Consider the following 25,589-nt stretch of genomic DNA (forward strand, 5'->3'; position numbering starts at 1 on the left):
ACTCTTACCGCATCAAAGACCGCGATCTCGGGCGAGTCCCGGGATCGGCCACCGAAGAATGAACACCAAGGGGGTCAATTTTCAACCGTCGAAAGGGGGTCAATTTTCGGCCGTCGTTGACACACGAGCGGGGATACGCCGAACGCGTGCCTGCCGAGGAACTCGCCGAACTGCGGCGCGCGGCTCCAGTTTGGTGGAATGGACAGCCGCATGGCGCTAACGCGTTCGATGCTTAGGACTAGTTCTGCGGCGCGGTCGTGAATGGCCGAGCCGGAGGGCCAGCGCCGACGCGTCGGACACTAAAGCCCTACTAGTGATACCTTCGACGCGTGGGCCCGGTCGTTGGCTTCCCTAAAGAGTCGGAATCTGGGGCGCGGATCCGGCCGCGCAAGGGCCTTTTCGAAGGCATCGAGGCGCCCCCAACTGCCGCTGCCGGGCTCACCCTCACGCTCGGAGACCCAAACGCTGGAGTGCGTTCTACGTCACGCGCGGGGTTCGCACCGCGCGTGCCGGGCTGTCACGGCGATTTGCATTAAAGCCGCCTAGGCACAACAGCTTCCGCCCAGCCGGTTCGTAGGCGGTTTTCGAGCGGTGACGCTGGTAATCGATGAGCAATGTGCCAAATCCCGTGTTCAATAGCTTGACCTGAAGCGTCGAGAGGAGTGGACGCGCCCACGCATCCTCACCGCACTTGACGTAGTCGGGGTCTATCGGCAAGCGCCGTGCGGCACCCCTGATCAGGGTCAGGGCAGTCCTTCGACGTTGTAGCCGGCCCATTGCTCGCTGAACGTTGTGATATCCGGGTTTGCCTGGAGCCATCGATCGTGTGCAGCACAGCGCCGGTGGAAATCTTCCACATCCAAAATGCCTTCCATCGGTTTGTTACCCCCCGCGATGCGCAACCAAGTTTGACCTAAGCACAGAATTATCGGCTTTGGCTGCAGTGGTGTTGGTGACGACCACAGAGGAGGAGGCGAAGGTAAGCACCATGAGCGAAACGCCAAGTTGAGCGTGCCAGTTGTGAAGTACCGGCATCCAAATCGAGTCACCACTCACGCCTATCTTCGATTCTGACGGGGTGGCCCGATTACTGAAATGTGGATGCGAATCCTGTTGAGCGAGTTGCCATAACAGTTTGATGGCCTGCGGTGAGTAGTCAAAGTTGCATGCAATGTTTGGAAGAACTGGGAAAGAGCGTGCATCACGTCGCGTGACGAATATCCCCACGGCGCGCTGCGAGCGCTGCCTAGTCGGCGGTCTGGCGATCGCATCCCGCAACGCAGGTTCATCGCGGACTCCTCACGGTCTCACCGAGGAGCATCCAGGCGTTTCGACGTTGCGGTTATCAGATGTCCCAGTGGTCGTCTATGCAATGCCAGTCGACGGCCCGCTCGAGGCTGTGGTGTCGCGTGCGTCAGGAACGAGTTGATGGGGCTCGGTGTCGGGCTCGTCGATGCCGAAGCCGATGATCCGTTGGGGCGTGATTCGGATGATCTCGGTGTCGAGGGCGTCACCGTTGGGCTCGGCGATCTGCTCGTCGGTGCGCGCCTGCTCGGCGGTGCCGCGGATTTCGAGGCAACGAACCCGATTGGGATCCCGGGACACGATGTCGTCGACGACAAACGCCACTTTGGGATGGCTGGCGATGTTGCGATACTTGCGGCTTTTGGACATGCGGTAGCCGCTGACGTCGATGGTGTCGAGGTCCGCGTTGAACGTGAAGCCCACCGGCGAGTTCTGCACGGTTCCGTCGGCGGCGACAGTGGCAAGTCGGCCGACGTCGGAGGCGTTCAAGTAGTCGATCTCATGGGGTCGGAAGCACGACATGATCAGCTCCTCATCGTGGTTGCTTCGACTGCGTTGCAGAACCATGCTTTGCAACGAAGTCGATTATGTCCCAACGGGATAGACCGTTCCATCAGGTGTGCACCGGCCTTAGTTGCGATCTGTGGCCGAATCGCCGGGTTGAATGGGGGTGTTCTGGCCGGCGGCCAGCCACCACCGCCCCGCGCGCTGGACGAGGACGTAGAGAGCCATCTCGGCGAAGTGGTCGGCAGGGTCGAGCGGGGTGCGGCGCACCTGTGCCAGAGCCACGTTGGGTCCCGGTGCGCTGACCTTGAGGATTTCGTAGCGTGACAACCCTGCGGTTGCACGGGCCAGCAGGGTGCGATGGATGTTGTGCAGGGTGTCGTAGCCGTGGACAGTGGCGCCGAACGGGCCGCCCCAGACGACGTCGGCGGAGAATCCAGCGTTATAGATGTCGGCGTCGTGTTCGTCGAGTCCACGTTGCAACGCGGACACCATGTTTTCCACCGCGCGCGTCGCCTCTGCGAGATGTTCTGGTGTGCCCAGAGCCGGTCGATGCGTCACCGTGGGCCTCCGCTGTCCGCGGCCGTTGGGGACATGTCGACGCTCGCATTCTGTGCTTGCAGCGCCACTCGGTATAGCCCGGGATTCGGCGTGACGTGAAAGTCGGGGTTGTCGTTCAGTGCCTGCAGCGCAGCCCGAAATTCGGGGTCGGCGGTCGCCGTGCCGAACGCCTCTTGGCTGTCCCACCGGGCGACGTTGATGAGCTGGAAACCGCTGTCCGGCATTACTGCTCGCAGGAGTCGATAGTCCCGGAATCCGGGTTGGTGGCGCATGAAGTCCGCCCGATCGCACCAGCCGGCGATGAAACCGTCGACTTGGTTGGACGGGATCTCGATCGCGTTGACGAACACGACCGGATGATCGGCAGTCAGGTCGCTCATGGGACGACTCCTTCGACTCGGGTCGATGTGTGTATGAGAACCAGGCTATGCGCCCATGCAAAGATTGTCACTAATAATGACGATATTTGAGGGATACAATCATTCGATGAGCGCGCACAACGCAACGGAGTCCCCCGCCGCGATCGGAGGCACCGACGACAAAGCCTCGTCCTTGGACGAACGTGGAGTATTCCTGCTGTCTCAGCTGGGTTTTCACGTCGCGACGCGCTGCGGTGAGCTACTGGCCCCACTGGGCCTGCAACCCCCGCATTACGGCGTACTGATGCACCTCGCCACCAACGAGGGTGTGAGCCAGCAGCAGCTGGCGGACGCGATGGGCGTGCACCGCAACGTCATGGTCGGGCTCATCGACGACCTCGAGGCGCGCGACCTGGTGCGCCGGGACCGTGACCCATATGACCGGCGGGCACACCAATTACGTCTCACCGACCGGGCGCACGCCGTCCTGGCCGACGCGAACACCGCCGTCGACGGTCTGGAAGAGGAGATCATGGCGGGATTAAGACCGCGGGAGCGCGATCGGTTCATCGCTCTACTGCACCACGCGACGCGGCGAGCACAGTTGCCTGTCGGCATTCATCCCGGTCTCCGCCGAGTCAGACGGACCAACACCCCCTGAAGCGACTGCACATGCCACAGCAGCGTCCACCCATCACCGGTCAGAGCGGCTGGTGAGGTGGGTGAAGCGACGAACCTGTTGGCTCGGGTGTTGGAGGCCGTCGACGGCCCTCCGGGCTTGATTGACGAGTTGGTGATCACCCCTGATTCTTTCGGCAACGCATTCACATGACCGTGTCTGCAGGGGACGCTCTCCGAAGGTCATTTGATTGGACCCCGACCCGATCCGAAAGAGAGTCCGTAATCATCGGGCAGATCTGGTAAGCGCAGCGCACTGTTGGCTCCGCATTATCGGCTAGCAGACAGCCCGCGGTCCCCCCGCTGGGGGACGTGCTCTCGGGTGAGAGGGGATTACCCATAGGTCCCAATGCATCCCACTGCCGTGCAGTGACGCGGGTCAACAGGGCGGGGGATCGGCATCCCAGTCGGTCAGCGTCCACCCGGCAGAGGGGTTTCCGGTAACGGTTACTCGACCCATGTTAGGCAGCGGTTTGCTGGTGATGAGTGATCGGTCGGGGTTGTGTACGTTCATCAGCGCCCAGAGCATGATCGCCGCACCGTGGGAGAATATGACCGGGTTCTCATGGCCGCTCTCGTAGATTTGTCGAACCGCATCGTTAAAGCGGCCTTCAAATTCGTTGCCGTTCAAGGAGCCTGGGATGCGCGCGCTGAGATCGCCGTCGAGCCAAAGCAGCGGTGCGACCATATATTGCTTCGCGTTCAGTTCGGGTTGGCCTTCGTACTGGCCGGCTTCGATCTCCCGCAGACCGGGCAGGACACCAACTGGTTCGTCCAGGATCTGCGCGGTGGCCGCGGCTGTTTGCTGGCTGCGGATCATGCTAGAGGCGTAGACACCGTCGTAGTGGTGGGAGGCTATTTGGCTGGCCGCGAGGGTTGCCTGACACCATCCTTTAGCGGTGAGTCCCGGCCCCGGAGTGAGGGTATCGATCAGGCCAGATGCGTTGCCTTCTGATTGAGCGTGCCGCACCAGCGTCATGGTGATGGTGTGCGGGCCTGATGCGTGCGCTGATCCGAGACCCGCGGTGATTAACACAATGACGGTAGCCAGAGCGAAACGCCGAAACATCTTCAGCACATTATGTCGTCGCGAGTCCTGGGCATCTACCGCGTCGACCAAACCGTGAGAGGTGCACGTTCCACCACGCGAAAGCGGTGCGGAATCGCTATGCGCGACGGCCACATCGATCACCGGGTGGGGCGGGTGTCACGCACCGGGAAGTGGGGTTCGAACAGGCCTCATGCCTGGGTCGGCGGCCGAAAGGGCTCGATCTTATTCGCCGCGCGGGCTCGAGCTAGCGGGCATCGCCGAGCACCGAGACGCCATGAAGAGGCCGACCGTGGCCAGGCAGTAAATGCTCTACTGGCAGAGCACGCAATCGTGCTGCCGTGCGGGACGCGGACGCCACGTCGATGATGTCAGGCGCGAGGCGCGGCTTGCCGCGTATCGTGAGGACCGCATCACCGGATAGCAGAGTGCGAGAGTCAGAGTGCCAGAACGCGATTCCGTCATCGGTGTGTCCGGGCGTGTTGATGACAGACCACGACGAGGCGCCGGGGAGTCGGTCGCCGTCGTCAAGCCCACCCGCGGGCTCTGGCCCAGACCAGAGCATGCCGCGCGAGGTACCGAAGCCGACGGTCGTGGACGCGGCGACGAAGCCGAGTGCGGCCTTGATGGCAAAAGGCTGTCCGAATAGCACCGGCCACGTACGAACGAGCTTGGCGACGCTCGGTGTGCGGGGTTTTGCGCTGTCCTCAATGTAGCTGAGCGTGGTCGACGGCAGGTGGATCGCCGACCCGTAGCGGGCGGCGAGCGCGGGTGCCCCGCTGACATGATCCGGATGGCCATGGGTGGCTGCGACGGCCACGGGGAGCCGGCCCTTCAGCAGCGGAGCGATGTCGGTGACGACCTTCGGCATGAAGGCATCAACCACGACGACGTTCCCGTCATCCCCATCGATGAGGTAGCAGTTGAAACACCATCGCGACACCCGTGTCACAGGTGAATCTGGAAACCGTTGGACCTTCACGCCTGCCATGCCCGTCCCTCCGCCGAACTAAGGTTACCGGGGGAAGTGAGCGAGGGGATTACCGCTCGACCCTGCGTTCGGGATCAGCCCGGCTTGCGTAAGCCGCAGGCGCGTACGTTTAACAGCGCGCTCGCGAGCACGGTGACCCATGCCGCCAAAGATCATCTACGAGCGGAATGTCTCTGTCAGGCCACGTTTTCACGCGATAGCGCCGAAAGAGTGACGCCCTAGCGCGTTACTGCCACGCGGTGTAGCGATGTTGAACGATCGAGTGAGGTGCCCGTCCATTGCATGCCGGCTGGCGTCTGGAAGCGACGTCGCGTGACGGCAGGCAAGGTCTTGCCCGCAGGATCTCTGCGTGCGTCACGATGTCTGGGTCGTCGCGTCCTCAGTCGCGGACGGCGCGACCACCTCGGCTGCCGAGCGCCGCCCTGGGTGCCTACGATCAATGGCGCAAGGCCGAAGTGCGCGACCGGCATCACGCGTGCACGTCTGCGGCAGATGTAGGAGGAGACGATGCTGACCTCCAAGCCGAACATCCAGGCGCGACGAGCGGCGCTGCGTGAAGCCTATCCGACATGGACGGCGACAACACTGCATGGCCGACTGGACGCATCCGCCGCGCGCTTCGGTAGTCGGCCCCTAGTCCTTCGCGACGATTCGATGTTTACCTACGACGACGTCGTCGCTGAATCACAGCGGCTGGCAGCGGGTTTGGTCGAACTGGGGGTGCGGCCGGGCGACCGGGTGGGCATGGTGTTGGCGAACTATCCCGAGTTCGTGACGCTGAAGTTCGCGATCTCGCGTGCCGGGGCCATCGCCGTACCTTTCAACTATCTCTACAAGCAAGACGAGCTGGCCTACGTGCTGGCAGACTCCGCGTGCCGAGTGCTGGTGATGATGACGGGGTTCGACGGTCTGGACTATCAGGCGATGCTCGATGGCATCGCCCCCGGCTGGGACTGCACTGAGTTCCCCGATCGCGCCGACGGCAACCAGGACGCAGTGCCCGGCCTGCGCCACGTGGTGCTCTTGCGCACCGACGCGCCCGCCCGCAGCGGCGTGAACACGGTGGCAAGCCTGGCATCCGGCCCCTACCACGATCTGACCGGCATCACCGTCAATCCCCACGACCCCGCCGACATGCTGTACACCAGCGGCACCACCGGCACACCCAAGGGGGTGGTCACCTCTCACGACGCAGTGTTGCGAACCGCGTACGCCTCGGCTCTCACGAGGGCCTATGAAGACGGACGTCGAATTCTGTTCTCGTTGCCCAGCTATCACATGTTCGGCTACATCGAGGGCCTGCTATCGGTGCTGTATGTCGGCGGGGCGATCATTCCTCTCACCGCGTTTAGCGCCGAGGGTTACTTCGCCGGCATCCAGCGCCACGCCGCCACGGATGTTCTTTGCGTGCCGACGATGGCAGTGGCAATGGTGGAGAGTCCGCTGCGATGCCGCTACGACTTGTCCTCACTGGAAGCGCTCCTCTGCGGCTCCGCGCCGGCACCGGTCTGGTTGTGGATGCAGATCGCCGAGGACTTCGGCATGGATGAAATCGTCACCGGATACGGGATGACGGAGTGCGGCGGCGCGATGACTCTCACGCGTCCGGAAGATTCGCTGCACCTGACCAGCGAGACCGTGGGGCGGCCGAAAATGGCTGGTGCAGCCTCAGTTCCAGGATCCGACGAACTCGTCCGATACAAGACCGTGGATCCTGTCAGCGGTGCTGACCTGGGTCCAGGGCAGGAAGGGGAACTGGTCTCGCGCGGGCCGACCGTCATGCACGGCTTCTGGAACAGGCCCGAGCAGACGGCAGCGACGCTGACAGGCGGGTGGTTGCACTCCGGTGATCTGGGGGTCGTGCGTCCCGATGGCTACCTCCAGGTCACCGGGCGCAGCAAGGAGCTCTACAAGAGTGGCGGCGAGCTGGTGATGCCCAAGGAGATCGAGGATCTCCTGGCACGCCACGCCGAAATCAGCCAGGTGTTCGCGGTGGGCCTCGTCGACGATCGTTGGGGTGAAATCGGCTGTGTCGTAGTGGTTCCCGCCCCCGGCGCCACAGTCACTGAGAAAGATGTGCTCGCCATCTGTCGGGCGAATCTGGCCAAGTTCAAGGTGCCCAAGAAGGTTGTGTTCTGCGCTGCTGACGATCTTCCGAAGACGCCGACGGGCAAAGTTCAGAAGTTCAAGCTCGTCGAGCAGTTGTCGCTCTGACACCGTGCTCCAGTTAACAAGTCGAACCATTCGGGACCCTGACATGGCGTCGGTTCGGCGATTAGACAGCTTTTACCGTCGGCGTGATGGGCCGCGACTCGCTGCAGACGATGCTCGACTGGATCGTTGAGCGCTATCTACCGGGCGAATTCGCGGAGGAACGCTGTTGCCGGCCTCGGAGCTTCATCCCCGCCCCGCCCACGATGGTCTAATCTAAATTAAATAGTTTCGGCGAGGCGCAGAGCTGTAGGAATTGAGACGGGCTCGGTGGCGGCAGCGAGCAGTTGGGGTGCTTGAGATGGTGATCGAGGCGCACGCCGACTCGGTATCGGCGGCCTGGCGCACAACCGGAACTCAGCCAGGCAAGGACTTCGTCGACTCTGCCTTCGATGTCGGCAACCCTCGGGCGAAGTGAAATCTGAAGGGATACATCGTGACTGAGAAGCCACCGTTTGACGTAGTTGTTATCGGAGCGGGAGCCGGAGGCCTGTTCACCGCTGCCCGACTCGCCCATCGCGGCTACCGCACCTTGGTGGTTGAGCGTCTCGACAAGATCGGCGGTCGCGCATCGACCGATGATATCGACGGGTTCAAGGTCAACAACGGTGCGATCGTCATTGAGGTGGGCGGCATCACCCAGCAAACCTGTGAGGAGGTCGGGGCCCCGTTCGATATTCGGGAACCTAGTCCACCGATCCTGTATCGAATCGCCGGTAAGGACGTCGACGTCACCGGCGGGGGCTGGGGTTTTCTACTCGGCAAGCTGACCCGCCAGGGCGCCAAACTCGTCAAGGGCATCGGCGCGGCGCGGTCAGACTCCGGCCTGCCCGAGGACGAGATCACCACCGCCGAGTGGGTGTCCAAATACACCAAAAACGAAGGCGTGCACGGAATCTTCCGCAACATGTGCGCCTCGGTGTTCGCCGTAGGGTCCGAGGATCTCCCCGCGCGAGTGTTCCTCACCTACTTCACCCGTAAGAGCGCCTTCAAGCGGTTCGGTTTCCACCCCCAGGGCACGATCGGCCTCTGGCGGGGGCTGGCTGACGTGGTGACCTCCCACGGCGGCGAGATCTGGTTATCCACCGAGGTCACGAAGATCGTCGTGGACGGCCAAAAGGTCACCGGCGTGCTCGTCGAGCGGGACGGTGCGCCAACCGAAATCACCGCACCCATCGTGGTCAGCGACATCGGGCCGGCGGCGTGCGTCGCCCTGATCGGGGCGGAGAATGTGCCCGGCGATTACCAAGAATCGGTGCAGCGAGGCGATCGCCCGACCGCCATGATCTCGGTGAACTTCGCCAGTCGGGACCGGCTCGTCGATGTACCCGGAATGCTCAGCTTCGCTCAGTCGCGGCGCCTGGCCTACCTCGCCAACTTCACCGACCTGTGCCCGGAGATGGCGCCGTCCGGCTGGAACCTCTACGTCGGCACCGCTGTGCCGAAGCCATCGGTCGGCGAGTTCGACGAGACCGCAGAAACCGAGCTGCTCCTGCAGGATTTGCGTGACGCGATCGAGGATTTCGACGAACGCGCCACGATTCTCAACGTCGCGGTGACTAGGGACGGCTGGCCACCCCAGCGTGCCGTCGCTGGGTTTGACCTGCCGCGTGATACTCCATTCGAGGGTCTGTGGAATGTCGGAGACGCCGTTAAGGAATACGCCAACGGAGGCACCACCGCCTGCGCTGAAACGGCGCAACTTGTCGTCGAGGAGATCGTTGCCGCCTACGCGCTGACCACCAGTCGCTGACTTCGCACCGCGAGATGTCAAGGTACAAAGCCGAATTCCGTGATTTGTCAAGTTTCTAGGTAGAAGAGTCAACTATGACGCGTTGGTATCCGCTCGAAGCCGCCGATGCAGAATTTCTCGAGTCCGCCCCGCACATCTTTCGCTACCAGAGGCGGTTTGTCGCACCACCTGAACAGGTTTGGGAATCGCTCGCCTCCAACGCCTCGATTTCGGCGTGGGGCCCTGCGATCAAAGAGGTCACCTGGACTTCGCCGCGTCCGTTCGGGGTCGGCACCACCCGCGAGGTCGCAGGCCTCGGAGCGCGCGCGCGTGAACGCTTCTTCCGCTGGAACGAAGGCCACGACTACGCGTTCGCTGTCTACGAGTCGACCGTCCCGCTCTTCAACCGCTTCGCCGAGGCCTACGCCGTCGAACCGGATGATGGCGGCACCTTGTTCCGTTGGACAGTGTCGAGCGAACCAAAGATCGCCGCACGATTGCCGTTCAAAGCGCTAGCCCCGGTGTTGCGGATTGTTTTTAGGCGCCTACTCAGCGATGGTCAACGCTTCTTCGCTGCCGGTGCCTGACGGCACATATTCGGTGAGAGCAAACGGCCCGAACGACTTTCGATGGCCGTCAATCAATTCCACGATCGCTCAGCGTGAATCGCAGGTCTTCCGGTTGTCACCGCCGCGATCGGCAGCATGACGTTCAGCGGCTGGAACACCGCGCAGCGCGAAACCTAGAGTGTGAACTGCGACGGTCCGAAGGTTTGGCAGCGCTCATATGGTGGCTTGAAATAATCTGCACACCCGCGGCCACGTACGGAGTAGGTCGCCCCGGCTCGATAGGGGTAGTACAACACTGCAGGGCCTGGGATGCCCATCGAAGCGCACTGTCCAGCCGAGCTGTCGCCGTCGATGGAAATGCAGACCAAAGAGGAACTCGGGTTGGCTTCGGCCGAGCACTTTCCCGGCTGCAGCGTGACCGACACCATGCTCGTGCCTGATACCTGCACGACTTTGAGTGGCGATAGTACAAACGAACACTGATCGGTCGCGGGATCGTCTGGCGGCGACGCAATCGCGGCTGTTGTTGAAGCGAGACAAGCGAACCCAATCGTTACGCTCGTTGCCAAGACCGCGGTCAAACGCATCATTTTTCGAACTCCACACTCACGGACTGCCAAACCCGGTCGTGTGATTGACACCACACGATGGGACGGCCATAATTCCGGAGTAGAAGTCGTACACGATGTTCGAATAAGCCGTCTGCGTTATGGGGTGCGCGATGGAGCGGATCAACGAATTGTTTTGTGAGCTTAGCGACGTGCCGACGCGCTGCCGCCCTGCAGGCGTGTCAAACTGCGCGATAAGTCGGGTGTGGCGGCCTGAGACGCGATGGTGACGTGATGTCGAGCGGCTACTGGCACGCCATCGAGTCTGCTCGTCCGTTGTTGCTGTGGGACTTGGGGTTACGGTTCCTTCCTACGTTTAATTCGGGACCCGCTACCTGCATCGGTCTTGGCGACCAAGCAGACCCCAGGCCATTTCCGTTGGGATGCGCGTGTTGCGACTCACACCGAGTAGGAAGCGTTGCGGTACCATCAGTACCGCGCCGGCCCGTAGCGATATCGGCAAACGTTGAGGTCAGGCGGATATATGAGTAGTGCATCAGCTACCTTGCAGACCCACTCCACTTCCGGAGGGCTGCATGCCCGTTGACGACAGACAGGTACGCGCCGCGATGTCCATGCCCGCCCGCAGGCCTCGAGTCAGTCGCGCCACCAGGCGCGAGGAAATCGCACGGCGTCTCTTTGCTGCCGCGGAAGTTCTTTTGGACGGCGGAACCCCCTTCTCAGCCATCAGCGTGGAACAACTCATCACCGGCGCAGAACTCGCTCGCTCCACCTTTTACGTGTACTTCGAAGACAAGGGTGCGCTAGTCATGGAACTGGCCGACCGAGTCACACGGGAAGTGGGAGAGGCTGCCGCCGCCTGGTACAAGCTCCAACCGGGCCTGACACGCGAGGAGTTGAAGGCCGCCCTAAACGACGTCGTCCGAGAGTACATCCGCCACCGACACATGCTGGCCGCCGTGGCCGAAACCGCTGCTTATGATCCGCGTGTGCGCGCTCAATATGGGGAGGTCATGGAGCAGCGCGCCGAGGACATGGCCGCCGGGTTTCGCGAACAGCAGTCTGCCGGCGTCATTCGCGCCGATTTAGACATCGCGTCGGTGACCCCATGGCTGGCGTGGATGATCGAACGCGGTCTGTACCACTTAGCCGCCGACAGTGAGGTTCACGTCGCCGAACGACTAGACGGTCTGACGACGGTCGTCTGGCAAACGCTCTACGCGCATCAAGAGAAGCCGCGGCGCCGTACCCGCTCCGCCTGACCCTTCAGCGCCTTCCGAACTGCGCCCCGCGATCTCGCGGTCTGCTGTCGGACGCACGGGTTACCCCGCACTGTCGCCGTGCCCATTAGGCGCAACCGCCTCAGAAGTGTCCGCGCTCACACCGGCTGCCCCGTGGTGATTGACAACACAGTTAGAGTCATACATACTGTTCGAATAGCGTGTCCGGGCATCCTTGGCCGACCTGTTCGTTTGGGCATTAACGCTCTCGGCCAAGGCTTTTCGTGCGGCGCGCGCCCCAAGCCACACACCCACAGGAGGCAGTTTTCATGGCCCAGGCACACGCCCCGCAGCAGACCGCCAACGGCCCCGCGTTGCCCTTCGTTCGTACACCTGAGGAGATGTCCGTCGACTGGTTTCGTGCCGTTCTTAACCGGTCGGGCCAGCTTGGCGAGGCGGATCTCGAGTCGGTGGAGCTCGAACCGGTGGGCGGCGGCGTCATTGCGCGGATGATGCGGGCGACGTTGACCTATAGCGGCCCGACATCCGCGCCTGCCTCCCTCGTGGTCAAGTATCCGACGGATGATCCGGGCAGCTACGGCCTAGCTCAGGCGATGGGCATGTATGAACTCGAGGCGCGGTTCTATCAAGACATCGCCTCGTTGGTCCCCGACATGGGCTTGGCACGGTGCTATCTGGCCCAACTTGCCGAGGACGCAACGACATTCAACCTCGTGTTGGAAGACCTCAGTGGGGAGATGAGTGCGGGCGACGTCTTGAAGGCGGCCTCCGATGACGAATGTGCCCGCGCGATCGGCGAACTCGTCGCTTTTCAGGCGCCGTTGTGGAACTCCAAGGAGGTGGCCGAACTCGAATGGCTGGCCGATCCCCGCCGCACGCTCGGCATCTTCGACGCGTTGCCGGCCGGGCTGGAGACATTTATCGCCCGCTTCGGTGACCGCCTCGACTCTGCGCACGTCAAGCTGTTCGAGTCGGTCCTGCCCCACGCCGGCACCTGGGTCCGCAGTTGGAAGGCGCCGACGGTGGTACAGCACGGTGACTTTCGCAGCGACAACCTGATGTATCCAACCGATCCCGACTCGGACCGGACCGTTGTCGTCGACTTCCAGACCGTTCGACTCGGCCCTCCCGGCCTTGACTTGGCGTACTTTCTCGGTGCCTCGTTGCCCACCGAACAGCGGCGCGAGGTCGAACGGGACTTGATCGCGGAATACCATCAGCGCCTTGAGAACTCAGGGGTGACGGGCTTCGATTTCGATGCGGCCTGGTCCGCCTACCGCGAGGGTGCAATGTACGGGGTCTTTCTTTTCGTGGGCATGGGTGCTCAAGTCGAGGACTCCGAGCGCGCCGTCTCTGTCATCACCGACCAGATCCGCCGATACGCCGACATGGCGATCGACCTTGAAGCGCCGCGAGCGGCCGGGCTCGCGTGACCCTGCGCTGCCAACCGATCACACCAACAACGACCTAGGAGACACCAATGGCCTGGAATGATCAGATCGATCTCGCGGATGAGCAGTTTCATAAGCGTAGTAGCGATCCGTACTGGAGCGAGAACAGCCTGTTCGGGTTCACCGTGCCGGAGCGCAATCTGTGTGGGTTCATCTATTTTTACTTTCGGCCGAACATGAATCTGGTCGTGGCCGGACCGGCGATTTGGGACCACACCGGCGAGGACGTGTACAACTGTCTCTATTACGGCTGGGACCAGCACCTGGCAATGCCCGAGGGTGCCGAGATGTACAACTTCGAGCTCTCGAATTCGTTGAGCTGCAAGATGATCAAGCCGCAGCAGGAGTATCGCTTGGCCTATGACCGCCACGGTGTGAAGTTCGACTTGACCTGGACGGCGGTCGCAGAGCCGCACTACATGAAGCTGGCCAAGACTGGCGACGAAGACCCCGGCATCAAGAATTGGGTAGCCAAAGACGGAGATTTTTCGGTCGGGCATTACGAGCACGCAGGTAGGTTCACCGGCACCGTCGAGATCGAGGGCGAGGTCTTGGAGATCAACTGCGGTGCGCTGCGCGACCGCGGTTGGGGGCCACGCCACGCTGACGTCAAGGATCCGCTTCGCGCTGGCTGGCCGTATGTCTTCGCGTCCGCAGATAGCGGGTGGCACCTCTACGACCCTCAGACGACCCTGTCGTTCGAAGAGGATCCCATCGAAGGCACGACGGAGACGGTGACCACCGGCTTCTACATCCGCGACGGCATCAAGGCGTTGGTGGTCGAAGGCACCCGTCGCGCCGAGCGCGGGCGCGACGGCCGGGTGCTGACGCAGGTCATCGACTGCGTCGACGAACTCGGCCGGGAATTGCACGCAGTCGGTCAGACGATGAACTGGCTGAAGTGGCCGATCAACAGCGACATCATCAACTGGTGGTCCTTGGTGAAGTGGGAATACGACGGCCAAGTGGTCTACGGCGAGGACCAGGACTTCATGAACTTCAGGCACTACCGCAAGCTATGGACGAAGCTCCTCGCTGACGACCCCGGGCTCTTGCACTGCTTTCCGGACTCACCGGATTACCCGCCATATCACAAGTAGCGCAACGGAATCCGCAGCCCACGAGTTGCCGGCGGGTGTTGCAGCTTCCAGCACTGAATATTCGAAATCAATTGGGGCACAGAGCAGTAAACAATGCTAGATGGAGGAACTCTCGATGAGTGAGCAGACGCAGGCAGACGCACAGCCTTCGATGATGGACGTTTTTCGGAGCACGTGGGACACCTGCCCGATGTTCGGGCAGCTGCGCGAGCACGCGCCGGTCCTGCACGTGCCCGAGCTCGACGCCTGGGTCATCAGCCGCTACGACGATGTCTTGGCGATCGTGAAAGACATGGACCGCTTCGGATGTATGCCTTCCGATTTGGTCGGCGAGGTGCCCGATGAACTGAAAGAGGCGTTGCCGCATGGCTACGCGCCGTGGCAGCCCGCGCTGGTCAACACCGATCCGCCCGAGCACAACCGGATTAGGAAACTCGCCGCCAAGCCGCTGACACCCGCCGCGGTCAAGGTCCGCGAGGGCGTCATCCGCGAAGCGGCGAACGCGCTGGTGGATGAATTCGTCGCCGACGGGCGTGCCGACCTGGTCGATAGTTTCGCCACACCGATGCCCGTGCATGTCCTGATCAAGATTCTCGGGTTGCCCTCCGAAGACCATCAGAAGTTCCGGGACTGGACTCTGGGTATTACCGAATTGTTTGTACCGACGATCTCCGAGGACCGGCGGTTGGAGCTGGCGCGTGAGCAGGTGCACTTCAACGAGTACCTGCTAGACGCCATCGCACGCCGGCGGGAGTCCCCGGGAGACGACTTGATCAGCGGCCTGATCCTTGCCCAAGAGCAAAGTGAGAAAAGCCTCACCGACCGCGAGATCCTCGGCGTACTTGGACAACTCGTGATCGCCGGCTTCGAGACCAGCGCCGGTGGGATCAGCTTCTCGCTCTATAAGCTTTGCGAGGACCGCGACCTTTTGACCCGGGTGCGCGACGATCTGAGCCTGGTACCCAAAGTGGTCGAGGAGTCGCTGCGGCGCCTCACCCCTGCGCGCGGCATCGTGCGGCGCGCGAAGGAGGATGTCGAGATCCGAGGGCACCAGATCGCGAAGGGCTCCAACATTTTCGCGTTGGTGCAGTCCGCGAATAACGACGAAGCCGAGTTCAGCTGCCCGGAGCGTTTCAACATCGATCGCGATGCGGCCGAGATGCGCAAGAGCATGCACTTCGGGCTCGGACCCCACACCTGCATCGGAATCTCGGTTGCGCGTTTGGACATGAAGGTGGCCATCGAAACCGCGATGACCCGACTGCCGAATCTGCGGCTGGTTCCCGACCAATCGATCCAGGTGCAGGAGGGGATGATTTTCCACCGCCCGGAGCGGCTGGAGTTCGAATGGGACGTATGACCGAATACTCGCTGGCGCTGCCAGCGAGCAATGGGCGGGGCCGGCAACGGCGAAGCCGGTCTGTATCCGCGTTCCTCACTGATTGGCATCCGCAACGGCGGCAGGGAAATAACGACAGCACGACAACCTTCCGAGGAGGGGATGATGGGTGAGCAGACCGCGCTGCAGGATGCCTGGGAAACCAGTGTGATTACCTGCAGACATCGAATTCCGATACGAACGGCTTCCCCGTATTACCTTGCGGTAGGCAACGAGGTCAGCGTTATGCAGGCCGCGATGCGCCGCGGCTTACCGGTTATGCTCAAGGGTCCCACTGGATGTGGCAAAACGCGGCTGGTCGAACATATCGCCGCCGCCGCCGGCGTGCCCTTGCACACCGTCTCATGCCATTACGATCTGACCGCTTCCGATCTGGTCGGGCGGTATGTCACTGCCGACGGCTCGACGGAATGGGTGGACGGTCCACTGACGCGCGCCGTCCGCGAGGGCGGAATCTGCTATCTGGATGAAATCGTCGAAGCGCGTCACGACGCGACCTCGGTCATCCACTCTCTCGCCGACCACCGCCGCGAGCTGGATATCGAGTGCCTCGGCGGCGAACGGATCAAAGCAGCCGATGGATTTCTCCTTGTCGTCAGTTACAACTCGGGCTGTCAACGTGTGCTGAAAGATTTGAAATCCTCGACACGGCAACGCATGGTGTCGGTGGAGTTGGACTTTTTACCGCCAGAAGCCGAGATCCGGTTGGTGTGTCACGAATCTGGCGTAGACCGTTCCACGGCCGCGTCCCTGGTGCGCCTCGGAGCGGCGATCCGGCGGGTCGACGACGCGGGCCTTCGCGAGGTCGCCTCGACCCGCACACTAGTCACCGCCGCAGCGTTGATGAGCGAGGGGTTGTCGTTTCACGCCGCCGCGACCGCTGCCATCGCTGGGCCATTGACCGACGACCTCAAACTGCGCAGCAGCCTGACCGCGATGATCGACATTTACGACCCCAGCTGAGGGCAGCTTCATCGACACCTCAGGAAAGCACGTGCCAACATCCGCTCACGGTTTGTATCCAAAGTTAGCCGCTCCGTGGTGAATTCAGTTTCCAGCTGCTCGGTCGAGCCGTGACGGCAGACCAGCGCCACTCCGAACCCGCAAACCCGACCGTCTCGGCGCGCCGCAGAGTCCCAGGCGAGGAAGGGATCTGGGTCTTCGTCCTCTTCGACATGACCATCTTCGCGTTGTTCTTTGCAACGTTTATGTACTCGCGCGCCAAAAATCGCCAAACCTTTTCCCACGATCACGCGAGTCTGCATACAGCGTTGGGAACACTCAATACCGTACTGCTGCTGACCAGCTCGCTGCTCGTCGCTCTCGGTGTCCAACAGTTGAACTCGGGCGTCCACCGAGGTACGCCGCGGCTATTTGGTGCCGCGTTGGCCTGCGGCCTGGGTTTCGTGATCGTCAAGGCCGCGGAGTGGTCGCAACTATTTGCCGAAGGCAAGTCGGTCAACGGCGGAGAATACTTCTCGTACTACTTCATGTTCACCGGCATCCATTTGCTCCACGTACTCATCGGCTGCGTCGTGCTGAGCCGGCTCACGGTCGGCGCGCGCCGCTCAGCCCTCACCAGCAATCAGACGATGCTGTGCGAGGCCGGCGGAATCTTCTGGCACATGGTCGACCTGCTGTGGGTCGTGCTCTTTGCCCTGTTCTACTTAATGAGGTGAAGCCGTGACCGAGGCGAGACGTCGTGTAATCGTGGTGTGGGCAGCGCTACTGCTCCTCACATTCGTCTCTTTCGTCGTTGGTATCGAGCAGGACGCCAGCGTCGCTTCCGCCGCCGCCATCATCATTGTCGGGATCGCGCTGTTCAAGGTGCGTCTCATCGGCATCCATTTCATGGATCTGCGGGTGGCTCCGATCGCCCTGCGGATCGTTTTCGAGCTCTACTCACTGGTCGTATTCGTTACCCTGGCGGCGATAGACATCGTTGCCCGCTAGTCGCCGACGGCCCCCAGGGCGCCGAGCACCGAACATGTCGCGCATTGGTGCCGGCGAGCTAGCGGGTGAAAGATTGAAAAGATCTTCGCGACAACAACATCCGTTCGAATCGCTGCTATCGTCGGCCAGACGCAGGCGCGTGTCCGTGGTCACGTGAGGGTCGCAGTGTGATTGACAGCACATCAACACTCATACATAATGTTCGAATATGACGTTCGCCATGGGTGTGGGTGCCGACCACTCTGCGGCGAAGTTCTCTAAATGAGCGTCAAAAAATTAGGAGGCACGCGTTGAAACGCTTGACCGAGTTGGCCTGCGCCTGGGGCGGCATCGCATTTGCGGTTCTTTTCTTTGTGGGTTTTGTTGGCATCGCGCACTTTGTCCCGCCCCTGAATCCGGCCAATACCGCGGCGCAGACGGCGGCCATCTACCGTGATCACACTGGGGCGATCAGGACCGGTTTGCTGATGTGCTACGTCGGCACAATGTTCTTTCTCGCCTTCGGCTCGGGAATCGTCGGACAGACCCGGCGAATCAAAGGTGTCGCTCCTGCGGTGACTTATCTTCAGGTATCCAGTTATGCGGCTGGGGTGCTGCTGATCATCCTGCCGATTGTCTGCTGGTTCACCGCGGCCTTCCGGCCGGAAACCTGGTCCGACGAATCAATTCAGCTGATCAATGATTTTGGCTGGATCGGCTTCGTGATCGGTTTCCCGCCTTTCGTCACGTGGGTCTTCGCCACTGGATTGGCCATCCTCTCCGATGAGGCCGAGCAACCGCTGTACCCCCGATGGTCGGGGTATCTCAGCCTCTGTATGGCCTTGATACAGGTCATGGCCCTCGTGCTGCCCTTCTTCAAGAGCGGGCCATTCGCCTGGAATGGACTGTTCCCGTGGTGGATACCGATGACGGACTTCTTCTCGTGGTTCATCGTCATCACCGTGCTGACGATCAAGGCCATCAACGCGCCCCAGTACGAACACGCAGCCTTAGCCGTCGCCGGAAGCCCCGAACTCAGCCTGCAACCACAGGCCCAGAACTAGCGGCACGGCCTCGACGACGGCTCAAGCCGGGCTGGTACCTCGCTTGCCGTGCGTCCCGGGCGGGCGCTTAAGAAGCGGAGCGAACAATGGCGTGGAACGACAAGATCGACGAGGCCGACGAACAGTTCCACCAGCACAGTGACGATCCGTACTGGAGTGAGAACAGCTTGCTCGGGTTCACCGCGCCAGAGCGCAATCTGTGTGGGTTCATCTATTTCTATTTTCGGCCGAACATGAATCTGGTCGTGGCTGGCCCGGCAATCTGGGACCACACTGGCGAGGACGTCTACAACTGCCTCTACTACGGCTGGGATCAGCACCTCGCGATCCCGCCGAATGCCGAGATGTTCAATTTCGAGCTGTCGAATTCGCTGTCGTGCAAGATGATCGACCCGTTGCGGAAATACCGGTTTGGGTATGACCGCCACGGTGTGAAAATCGATCTGACCTGGACCGCGCTCGCCGAGCCGCACTATATGAAGCTCGCGGATGACGGCAAGGAGAAGCAGGGCATCGGGAACTGGGTCGCGCGGGCCGGGGACCTCTCAGTCGGGCACTACGAGCAGGCCGGCACGTTCAACGGAATCGTCGAGATCGAGGGCGAAACGATCGCGATCGACTGCGGGGCTGTCCGCGACCGCGCATGGGGGCCCCGTTACGCCGACATCAAGGATCCGCTGCGCACCGGTTGGCCCTACGTGTTCGCCTCAGCCGAGAGCGGATGGCATCTCTACGCTCCACAGACCGCGCTGTCGTTCGACGACGATCCCATCGACGGCACGACGGAGACCGTGACCCATGGCTTCTACATTCGCGACGGGATCAAGGCCCAGATTGTCGAAGGCACCCGTCGAGCCCAACGCGGACGCGACGGGCGGGTACTGACTCAGGTGATCCACTGCGTCGACGAGCTCGGCCGGGAACTGCACGCCGAAGGGCAGAACAGAAACTGGCTGAAGTGGCCCCACTACAGCGACATCCTCAACTGGTGGTCCTTGGTCAGGTGGGAATACGACGGGCAGGTGGTCTACGGCGAGGACCAGGACGTGATGAACTTCCGGTACTACCGCAAATTGTGGACGAAGCTCCTCGCTGAGGACCGTGGGCTTCTGCACTGTTTTCCCGACTCATCGGCCTATCCGCCCTACGGAGTTAGCCGGCGATAACCCACTCAAGAATTGACGCCGCGGCCCGATGCCCCAATTTGCTGGCGGCAAGCGCGCCGATGCCGCCCGTCCCGCGGTCGATTCCTAAGGCATCGTGTAGCCGCCACTGACCGAGATCATCTGCCCGGTCACCTGCCGGGCTGCCCCCGGCGAGGAGAACCACAACACCGCGCGAGCCACGTCGGTGGCATCGGTGAGCCGTCGCAGCGGGGTGTCTTTGATCATGAAGTCGATCTGCTTCTGATTGAACACCGCGTCCTCGCCGACCGCCCACAGGCTTGAGGGCCCAATCGCGTCGGGACCCTCCGGAATGACGAGACCGGGGCACACGATGTTGGAACGGATGCCGTGGCGTCCGTGTTCACGAGCTGTAGTTCGGGCCAGGGCGACCATTGCGGCCTTCGATGCACCGTAGACACCCTGACGGATCTGACCAAAGGCGGCGTCGCTGGCAATGAAGACAATGGAGCCTTCGCCGGCTTCTTTCATCGGGCCGATAGCGGCCTGGGTCGCCGAAATCGCAGTGAACAGATTCACCTCGATGGTCCGCTGCCACTTGTCCCGGTCAGTATCGGTCGCGATGAACCCCGGCACGCTCCAGCCCGCATTGTTCACCAGCACGTCAATGCCGCCCCAGGCTTCCTGACAGGCGCCAACGGTGTCTTCGGCGGCGCCAGAGACGGTCAGGTCCGCGATCGCGACGCGGACGTCGGCAGCACCACGCTCCAGCGCTTCGGCACGGACCTTGTCAGCCTGCGAGGCATCGATGTCGTTGATCACGATCCGCGCGCCCTCAGCGGCGAACTCATGGACGATGCCGCGGCCGATATTTGATGCGCCGCCGGTGACGACGACGCGCGCGTTAGCCAAACCCAAGTCCATCGGTGCTCCTGTAGCTGGGCGGCCTGTTGCGGCCGCGCTCAAGCGTAGTTTAACCTGGATTAGAAATATGCCGATTGTTTTCAACCTTTGGAGGCGAAGCGTGTGACCGAGCCACTGCTAGACGAGCGGGTGGCTGTCGTCACCGGTGCAGGGCAGGGCATCGGCCGTGAGATCGCTCGTGTGCTAGGCCAGCACGGCGCCAAGGTCGTCCTGGCTGATGTCGACGGCGATACCGCTAAAGCGGCGGCCAGCGAGGTCGACGGGTTGGGGGTGGCCTGCGATGTGACCGACGAAGACCAGATGCGTGCCCTCGTTGCCGACACGGTGCGCGATCTTGGCCGGCTGGACATTTTTGTCAACAACGCCGGGATTACTCGCGACGCGTCGCTGAAGAAGATGACCGTAGAGGATTTCGACGCCGTCATCACAGCGCACCTGCGCGGAACATGGCTGGGCGTGCGGGAGGCATCGTCGGTGATGCGGGGGCAAAAGTCCGGCAGCATCGTCAACATCTCATCGTTATCCGGCAAATCGGGCAATCCGGGGCAGACCAACTACAGCGCCGCCAAAGCCGGGGTGATCGGGCTGACCAAGGCCGCGGCCAAAGAATTGGCCCACCACAACGTCCGCGTCAACGCCGTGCAACCCGGTCTGATTCGCACTCCCATGACGGCGGCGATGGCGCCAGAGGTATTCGCCGAACGCGAGGCCGCCGTCCCGATGAAGCGCGCCGGGGAGGCTGCGGAGGTGGCCGGGGCGGTGGTGTTTCTCGGGTCGAGCCTTTCCAGCTACGTGACCGGTTCTGTGATCGAGGTCGGCGGGGGGCGATACATGTGACGACCGTGCTAACCGAATCCAAGGACGGCGTCGGGTTCATCACCTTGAACCGTCCTGAGCGCATGAACGCGATCACCGTGGAGTTGGGCACAGCCCTCGAAAATGCTCTCGTCAAGCTCGGCGAGGACGGCTCGGTCAACGCGATCGTCATCCGCGGCGCCGGCCAGAATTTCTGCGCCGGTGGTGATTTCGCCGAAGTCGAGCGCCTGCGATCCACCGGCGGCCCGGCGTTGCGTTTACTGTTCGTCGCGTTCCGGAGGGCATGCGAAGCCATCGCCACGCTCGAGGTGCCGATCATTGCCGCCGTGGAGGGTGTCGCGATGGCGGGCGGGTTCGAGCTGATGCAGGCTGCCGACATCGTATTGGTCAGCGACGGTGCCCGCATCGCCGACAACCACATCAACTTCGGGATGATCCCCGGCGGGGGCAGCACGCAGCGGCTCCCCAAATTGGTCGGACGCCAGCAGGCCATGGCGCTGCTGCTGAGCGGCGACCGGATATCGGGCGCAGACGCTGTGCGGCTCGGCCTGGCGTACCGCAGTTTTCCCGTGGCTGAATTCGAGGACAGCGTGTGGCAGTTCGCCTCAGACCTGGCGGCGCGCCCGCGCGCCGCGGTCACCACGATTAAACGTCTGGTCAACGTCAGTCTGGACTCGACCGTCGCCCTCAGTCTCGATCGTGAGATGGCCGCAGTGGTGGCCCATATCAACGAATTACCGCAGACCAACGGTGTTGGTCCAGGAGGAGGAGACAAGCGATGACAGCTGTCGACACTGCACCGGTGGCCCTGGAAATCGGTGACGATGGCGTCGCCCGGCTCCAGCTCAACCGGCCAGAAGCTTCCAACGGCATGAACGTCGAGTTGCTCAAGGCGCTGCACGGGGCGATCCTTGCGTGCCACGCGAGCCCCGACGCGCGCGTGGTGCTGCTCACGGGAGCTGGCCGCAATTTTTGTGCCGGCGGTGACATCCACACTTTCGCCTCCAAGGGCGTCGACTTACCGGACTACCTGCGCGAAGCCACGGCGTGGCTGCAGCTAGCCACGGCCGCGCTCATACAGCTCCGGGTCCCCGTGGTGACCGCGGTGCAGGGTTTTGCTGCCGGGGGAGGTGGTCTGGGCCTGGTATGCGCCTCGGATCTCGTCGTGGCGGCCCAGTCCGCGAAATTCTTCTCCGGAGCGGTGCGGGTGGGCATGGCGCCCGACGGGGGAGCGTCAGTGACTCTTGCGCAGCTGGTGGGGCTTCGGCAGGCGCTGCGTATCCTGCTGACCAACCCGACCCTGGGGGCCGAGGAGGCGTTGGCAATTGGCCTGATCACTGAGGTCGCCGCGGACGACGAATTGAGGGCTCGCGCCGACCAGATCGCGACGACGCTTGCAGCACTGCCGACGCGAGCCCTGTCGGCCACCAAGCGTCTGGTGTGGAGCGGTGTCGGCGCCTCGGTGGAGCAACGTCTGGCTGAAGAGGCACGCACGGTCTCTGAGCTGTCCGGAACGGCCGATGCGATCGAGGGTTTACAAGCCGTCATCGAGCGCCGCGAGCCGAAGTTCACTGGACAGTGACCGATAGCTCAAGCACAGGCCCGGTCCTGGTCAGCAACCGCGGTGCGGTCCGCATCATCACGCTGAACCGGCCGGACAAGCGCAACGCCATCGATATCGAACTGCGGATCGCGCTGGCCGAAGCCATCGAGGCGGCCGACGCGGACGCCTCGGTGCGGGTGATCGTGCTCACTGGCGCGGGAAAGGCGTTCTGTTCCGGCGGTGACATCAGCACCATGCAACGGATTCCGGCGGGACCCGCCCTCGAGCGGGCCCGTTTGGCGCAACGCGTCATCGCGGCGATCTGGACCACCAGCAAGCCGGTGGTGGCCGCCGTCGAAGGGTCCGCGTTCGGCGCCGGGACGGCGCTGGCAGCCGCCTGCGATGTAGTCGTCGCGGGCGGCGACGCACGGTTCGCCACCACGTTCACCGGCGTCGGACTGGCGGGCGACATGGGCTGCTACGTGTCATTGCCGGCGCGCGTCGGCATGGCGCGTGCGCGCCAGATGCTGCTGATGCCGTCGCCGATGTCTGCGAATGAGGCGCTCGATGCGGGTCTGATCGACATGCTGACCGAATCGGGTGCTGCGTTGAGCGTCGCGCTGCGCAGCGCCGCGCGGTTGGCGGAGGGCCCAGCGCAGGCCTACGGCGTGATCAAGTCGCTGCTGGCCGCCGCGCCGACACTTCATCCGCTGGAAATGTTGGAGCAGGAAGCGACCCACCAAGCCGTGTTGTTCGACACCGACGATTTCGAAGAGGGGGCCGCCGCGTTCCGGGAGAAGCGGAAGCCGGTCTTTGGGGCCGTGCGCCGATGAGTGCACTTCAAGCACGCTTGGACCGCTCTTATGCCGGTGCCGAGGCCGACCCCGAACTGGTGGAATACACCGTCGGGACGCTCCTGCGCGAGCGGGCACGCACGCACCGCGACGTCACGGCAGTGATCGGGTACGACCACGCTGACAACGACGTCAGGATGACCTACGGCCGACTTTTCGAGGAGGCGGCGAAGGTCGCCGCGGCCTTGACGCGGTTAACCGATCCGGGTGACTACGTGGCGCTGTGGGCTCCGAACCTCGTGGAATGGCCGATGATCCAGTACGGGGCGGCGCTCGCCGGGGTGGTCCTGGTCGCACTCAACCCCGCGCTGCGCGCCACCGAGTTGCGCTACGCCCTGCAGCACTCCGGCGCCAAAGTCCTCATCCACGCGGAGCGCAGCCGTGACTACGACATGGCCGCAGTCGTGTCCGAGGTTGCTCCGGCGATCGATGGGCTGGTGTCCATCGGGTTGTCCGAGACACGTTGGCGCGACCAGGAAGTCGAGTCCGCGGCCCCGGACCGCACGCCCACCGACACGAACCTTCCCGTGATGCTGCAGTACACCTCGGGAACCACCGGAACCCCCAAGGGCGTACTGCTTAGGCACCGCTCCTTGATCAACGTCGCCAAACTCACAATGGAAGCCGCTGGTATCAGCCACGGCTCGATCACCATCAATCCGCTCCCGATGTTTCACACCGCCGGCTGCGTGATCGCGACCCTCGGTCCGCTGTGGATCGGTGGGACGCAGTGCCTCGTGTCGCGGTTCGAGCCCGCCGGCGTTCTCGACCTGATCCGCCGCGAATCCGCATCGGTGGTGTTCTTCGTGCCCACCATTCTTGCGGCCCTGGTGGCCACCCAACGACAGCGCACCGATCCAGCACCGCCGTTGACGACCTGCCTGGGGGGTGCGGCCATGGTCGCACCCGACCTCATCGATGCCACCGAATCGGTCTTCGGGGCCAAAGTCATCACCGTGTTCGGACAAACCGAGTTGGCACCGGTACTCACCGCCACGCGCCCCGACGACGCCCCCGATGATCGGATGCACACCGTGGGCCGCCCATTGCCCAACGTGGACTGCAAGATCACCGATCCAGCGACCGGGTCAATAGTCCCTGTCGGGCACGAGGGCGAGATCTGCGCGCGCGGCTACCAACAGATGATCGGGTATCTCCACGATCCCACGGCGACCGCGGCGGCCATCGACGCTGAGGGGTTTGTGCACACCGGCGACCTCGGCGTGATGGACGAACGGGGATACCTCAAGGTGACAGGGCGACTTAAGGAATTGATCATCCGCGGCGGCGAGAACATCGCGCCCTACGAGATCGAGGAGTGTCTGCACGGGCACGACGCTGTGGCCGAGGCGTGTGTCTTCGGGCTGCCTGATGATCGGCTCGGGGAGGTCGTCGCGGCGGTGATCGTGTCGCACAACCCGCCGTCTGAAAACCTGGTCGACGTGCTCAGTGGCCACGCCCGCGATCACCTGATGCCACACAAGATCCCCCAGCGCTGGTTCGTCGCCGACGACCTTCCCCGAACACCCACGGGCAAGGTCCGCAAACACGCGCTGCCCGACTTAATCGCGGACTGCGGGGTCCGCGAAATCCACCACCGAGAGGACGCGTGAT

The 25,589-nt window shown here is 62.8% G+C and carries 26 protein-coding genes; 20 read left to right on the forward strand and 6 right to left on the reverse strand.

Annotation, left to right across the window (positions count from 1 at the left end):
* Positions 1–1,365: 1,365 nt before the first annotated feature.
* The 3 genes from CYU59_RS20690 to CYU59_RS20700 form a co-directional block, all read right to left on the reverse strand.
* Complete coding sequence (locus CYU59_RS20690; RefSeq protein WP_293002183.1) at positions 1,366–1,827, reverse strand: PPOX class F420-dependent oxidoreductase; 462 nt, start codon at positions 1,825–1,827, stop codon at positions 1,366–1,368.
* Positions 1,828–1,935: 108 nt separating this feature from the next.
* A complete protein-coding gene (locus tag CYU59_RS20695) occupies positions 1,936–2,370 on the reverse strand; it encodes an SgcJ/EcaC family oxidoreductase (protein WP_293002185.1) in 435 nt (144 codons plus the stop codon).
* Complete coding sequence (locus CYU59_RS20700) at positions 2,367–2,750, reverse strand: antibiotic biosynthesis monooxygenase family protein (protein ID WP_293002187.1); 384 nt, start codon at positions 2,748–2,750, stop codon at positions 2,367–2,369. Before CYU59_RS20700 ends, CYU59_RS20695 begins: the two co-directional genes overlap by 4 nt.
* 106 nt (positions 2,751–2,856) lie before the next feature.
* Here CYU59_RS20700 and CYU59_RS20705 point away from each other — a divergent pair, with 106 nt between their 5' ends.
* Positions 2,857–3,390, forward strand: a complete 534-nt coding sequence (locus CYU59_RS20705) for a MarR family transcriptional regulator (protein ID WP_293002189.1) — start codon at positions 2,857–2,859, stop codon at positions 3,388–3,390.
* A gap of 396 nt (positions 3,391–3,786) precedes the next feature.
* On the opposite strand, the gene CYU59_RS20710 is transcribed toward CYU59_RS20705, so the two are convergent.
* Together CYU59_RS20710 and CYU59_RS20715 are read right to left on the reverse strand one after the other, a co-directional pair.
* Positions 3,787–4,476, reverse strand: coding sequence for a histidine phosphatase family protein (locus CYU59_RS20710; RefSeq protein WP_293002192.1), 690 nt, complete (start codon positions 4,474–4,476; stop codon positions 3,787–3,789).
* A 226-nt stretch (positions 4,477–4,702) separates the two neighbouring features.
* Positions 4,703–5,446 (reverse strand): MBL fold metallo-hydrolase, encoded by a 744-nt coding sequence (locus tag CYU59_RS20715; protein WP_293002194.1) that lies wholly within the window; start codon positions 5,444–5,446, stop codon positions 4,703–4,705.
* Between the two features lie 510 nt (positions 5,447–5,956).
* On the opposite strand from CYU59_RS20715, the gene CYU59_RS20720 reads away from it, so the two are divergent.
* The 14 genes from CYU59_RS20720 (at position 5,957) to CYU59_RS20785 (ending at position 19,880) form a co-directional block, all read left to right on the forward strand.
* On the forward strand, positions 5,957–7,660 hold the full coding sequence (locus CYU59_RS20720; protein WP_293002357.1) for an AMP-binding protein: 1,704 nt from the start codon (positions 5,957–5,959) through the stop codon (positions 7,658–7,660).
* Between the two features lie 289 nt (positions 7,661–7,949).
* Complete coding sequence (locus tag CYU59_RS20725; protein ID WP_293002196.1) at positions 7,950–8,075, forward strand: hypothetical protein; 126 nt, start codon at positions 7,950–7,952, stop codon at positions 8,073–8,075.
* A gap of 18 nt (positions 8,076–8,093) precedes the next feature.
* On the forward strand, positions 8,094–9,410 hold the full coding sequence (locus CYU59_RS20730; RefSeq protein ID WP_293002198.1) for an FAD-dependent oxidoreductase: 1,317 nt from the start codon (positions 8,094–8,096) through the stop codon (positions 9,408–9,410).
* Between the two features lie 74 nt (positions 9,411–9,484).
* The gene (locus CYU59_RS20735; protein WP_293002200.1) at positions 9,485–9,976 is read left to right on the forward strand and encodes an SRPBCC family protein; all 492 of its coding nucleotides are present in this window, start codon (positions 9,485–9,487) and stop codon (positions 9,974–9,976) included.
* Between the two features lie 291 nt (positions 9,977–10,267).
* On the forward strand, positions 10,268–10,441 hold the full coding sequence (locus CYU59_RS20740) for a hypothetical protein (RefSeq protein ID WP_293002202.1): 174 nt from the start codon (positions 10,268–10,270) through the stop codon (positions 10,439–10,441).
* A gap of 661 nt (positions 10,442–11,102) precedes the next feature.
* Positions 11,103–11,789 (forward strand): TetR/AcrR family transcriptional regulator, encoded by a 687-nt coding sequence (locus CYU59_RS20745; RefSeq protein WP_293002204.1) that lies wholly within the window; start codon positions 11,103–11,105, stop codon positions 11,787–11,789.
* Between the two features lie 287 nt (positions 11,790–12,076).
* Entirely contained in the window at positions 12,077–13,201 is a 1,125-nt protein-coding gene (locus CYU59_RS20750) for a phosphotransferase (protein WP_293002206.1), read from the forward strand.
* A gap of 47 nt (positions 13,202–13,248) precedes the next feature.
* Entirely contained in the window at positions 13,249–14,319 is a 1,071-nt protein-coding gene (locus CYU59_RS20755) for a hypothetical protein (RefSeq protein WP_293002208.1), read from the forward strand.
* A 190-nt stretch (positions 14,320–14,509) separates the two neighbouring features.
* Positions 14,510–15,679 (forward strand): cytochrome P450, encoded by a 1,170-nt coding sequence (locus CYU59_RS20760; RefSeq protein ID WP_293002210.1) that lies wholly within the window; start codon positions 14,510–14,512, stop codon positions 15,677–15,679.
* Positions 15,680–15,943: 264 nt separating this feature from the next.
* Entirely contained in the window at positions 15,944–16,681 is a 738-nt protein-coding gene (locus CYU59_RS20765; RefSeq protein WP_293002359.1) for a CbbQ/NirQ/NorQ/GpvN family protein, read from the forward strand.
* Between the two features lie 110 nt (positions 16,682–16,791).
* Positions 16,792–17,397: a cytochrome c oxidase subunit 3 gene (locus tag CYU59_RS20770; protein ID WP_293002212.1), complete on the forward strand. Its 606-nt coding sequence runs from the start codon at positions 16,792–16,794 to the stop codon at positions 17,395–17,397.
* Between the two features lie 4 nt (positions 17,398–17,401).
* Positions 17,402–17,671, forward strand: coding sequence for a cytochrome C oxidase subunit IV family protein (locus CYU59_RS20775; protein ID WP_293002214.1), 270 nt, complete (start codon positions 17,402–17,404; stop codon positions 17,669–17,671).
* 290 nt (positions 17,672–17,961) lie between these two features.
* The gene (locus CYU59_RS20780; RefSeq protein ID WP_293002216.1) at positions 17,962–18,714 is read left to right on the forward strand and encodes a hypothetical protein; all 753 of its coding nucleotides are present in this window, start codon (positions 17,962–17,964) and stop codon (positions 18,712–18,714) included.
* An 86-nt stretch (positions 18,715–18,800) separates the two neighbouring features.
* Positions 18,801–19,880: a hypothetical protein gene (locus CYU59_RS20785; RefSeq protein WP_293002218.1), complete on the forward strand. Its 1,080-nt coding sequence runs from the start codon at positions 18,801–18,803 to the stop codon at positions 19,878–19,880.
* Between the two features lie 84 nt (positions 19,881–19,964).
* Here CYU59_RS20785 and CYU59_RS20790 read toward each other — a convergent pair whose 3' ends face one another.
* Entirely contained in the window at positions 19,965–20,762 is a 798-nt protein-coding gene (locus CYU59_RS20790) for an SDR family oxidoreductase (RefSeq protein WP_293002361.1), read from the reverse strand.
* A 102-nt stretch (positions 20,763–20,864) separates the two neighbouring features.
* Between CYU59_RS20790 and fabG the strand changes: the two genes are divergently transcribed.
* The 5 genes from fabG to CYU59_RS20815 are packed head-to-tail and all read left to right on the forward strand — an operon-like array spanning position 20,865 to position 25,588.
* On the forward strand, positions 20,865–21,599 hold the full coding sequence (fabG, locus tag CYU59_RS20795) for a 3-oxoacyl-ACP reductase FabG (RefSeq protein WP_293002221.1): 735 nt from the start codon (positions 20,865–20,867) through the stop codon (positions 21,597–21,599).
* The gene (locus tag CYU59_RS20800; protein ID WP_293002223.1) at positions 21,596–22,360 is read left to right on the forward strand and encodes an enoyl-CoA hydratase/isomerase family protein; all 765 of its coding nucleotides are present in this window, start codon (positions 21,596–21,598) and stop codon (positions 22,358–22,360) included. The genes fabG and CYU59_RS20800 overlap by 4 nt, the downstream gene beginning before the upstream one ends.
* Complete coding sequence (locus CYU59_RS20805) at positions 22,357–23,160, forward strand: enoyl-CoA hydratase-related protein (protein WP_293002225.1); 804 nt, start codon at positions 22,357–22,359, stop codon at positions 23,158–23,160. The genes CYU59_RS20800 and CYU59_RS20805 overlap by 4 nt, the downstream gene beginning before the upstream one ends.
* Complete coding sequence (locus tag CYU59_RS20810; RefSeq protein WP_293002227.1) at positions 23,157–23,954, forward strand: enoyl-CoA hydratase-related protein; 798 nt, start codon at positions 23,157–23,159, stop codon at positions 23,952–23,954. Before CYU59_RS20805 ends, CYU59_RS20810 begins: the two co-directional genes overlap by 4 nt.
* Positions 23,951–25,588 (forward strand): class I adenylate-forming enzyme family protein, encoded by a 1,638-nt coding sequence (locus CYU59_RS20815; RefSeq protein ID WP_293002229.1) that lies wholly within the window; start codon positions 23,951–23,953, stop codon positions 25,586–25,588. Before CYU59_RS20810 ends, CYU59_RS20815 begins: the two co-directional genes overlap by 4 nt.
* Position 25,589 lies beyond the last annotated feature (1 nt).

Origin of the sequence: Mycobacterium sp., assembly GCF_002863225.1 — a bacterium.
GTDB lineage: Bacteria > Actinomycetota > Actinomycetes > Mycobacteriales > Mycobacteriaceae > Mycobacterium.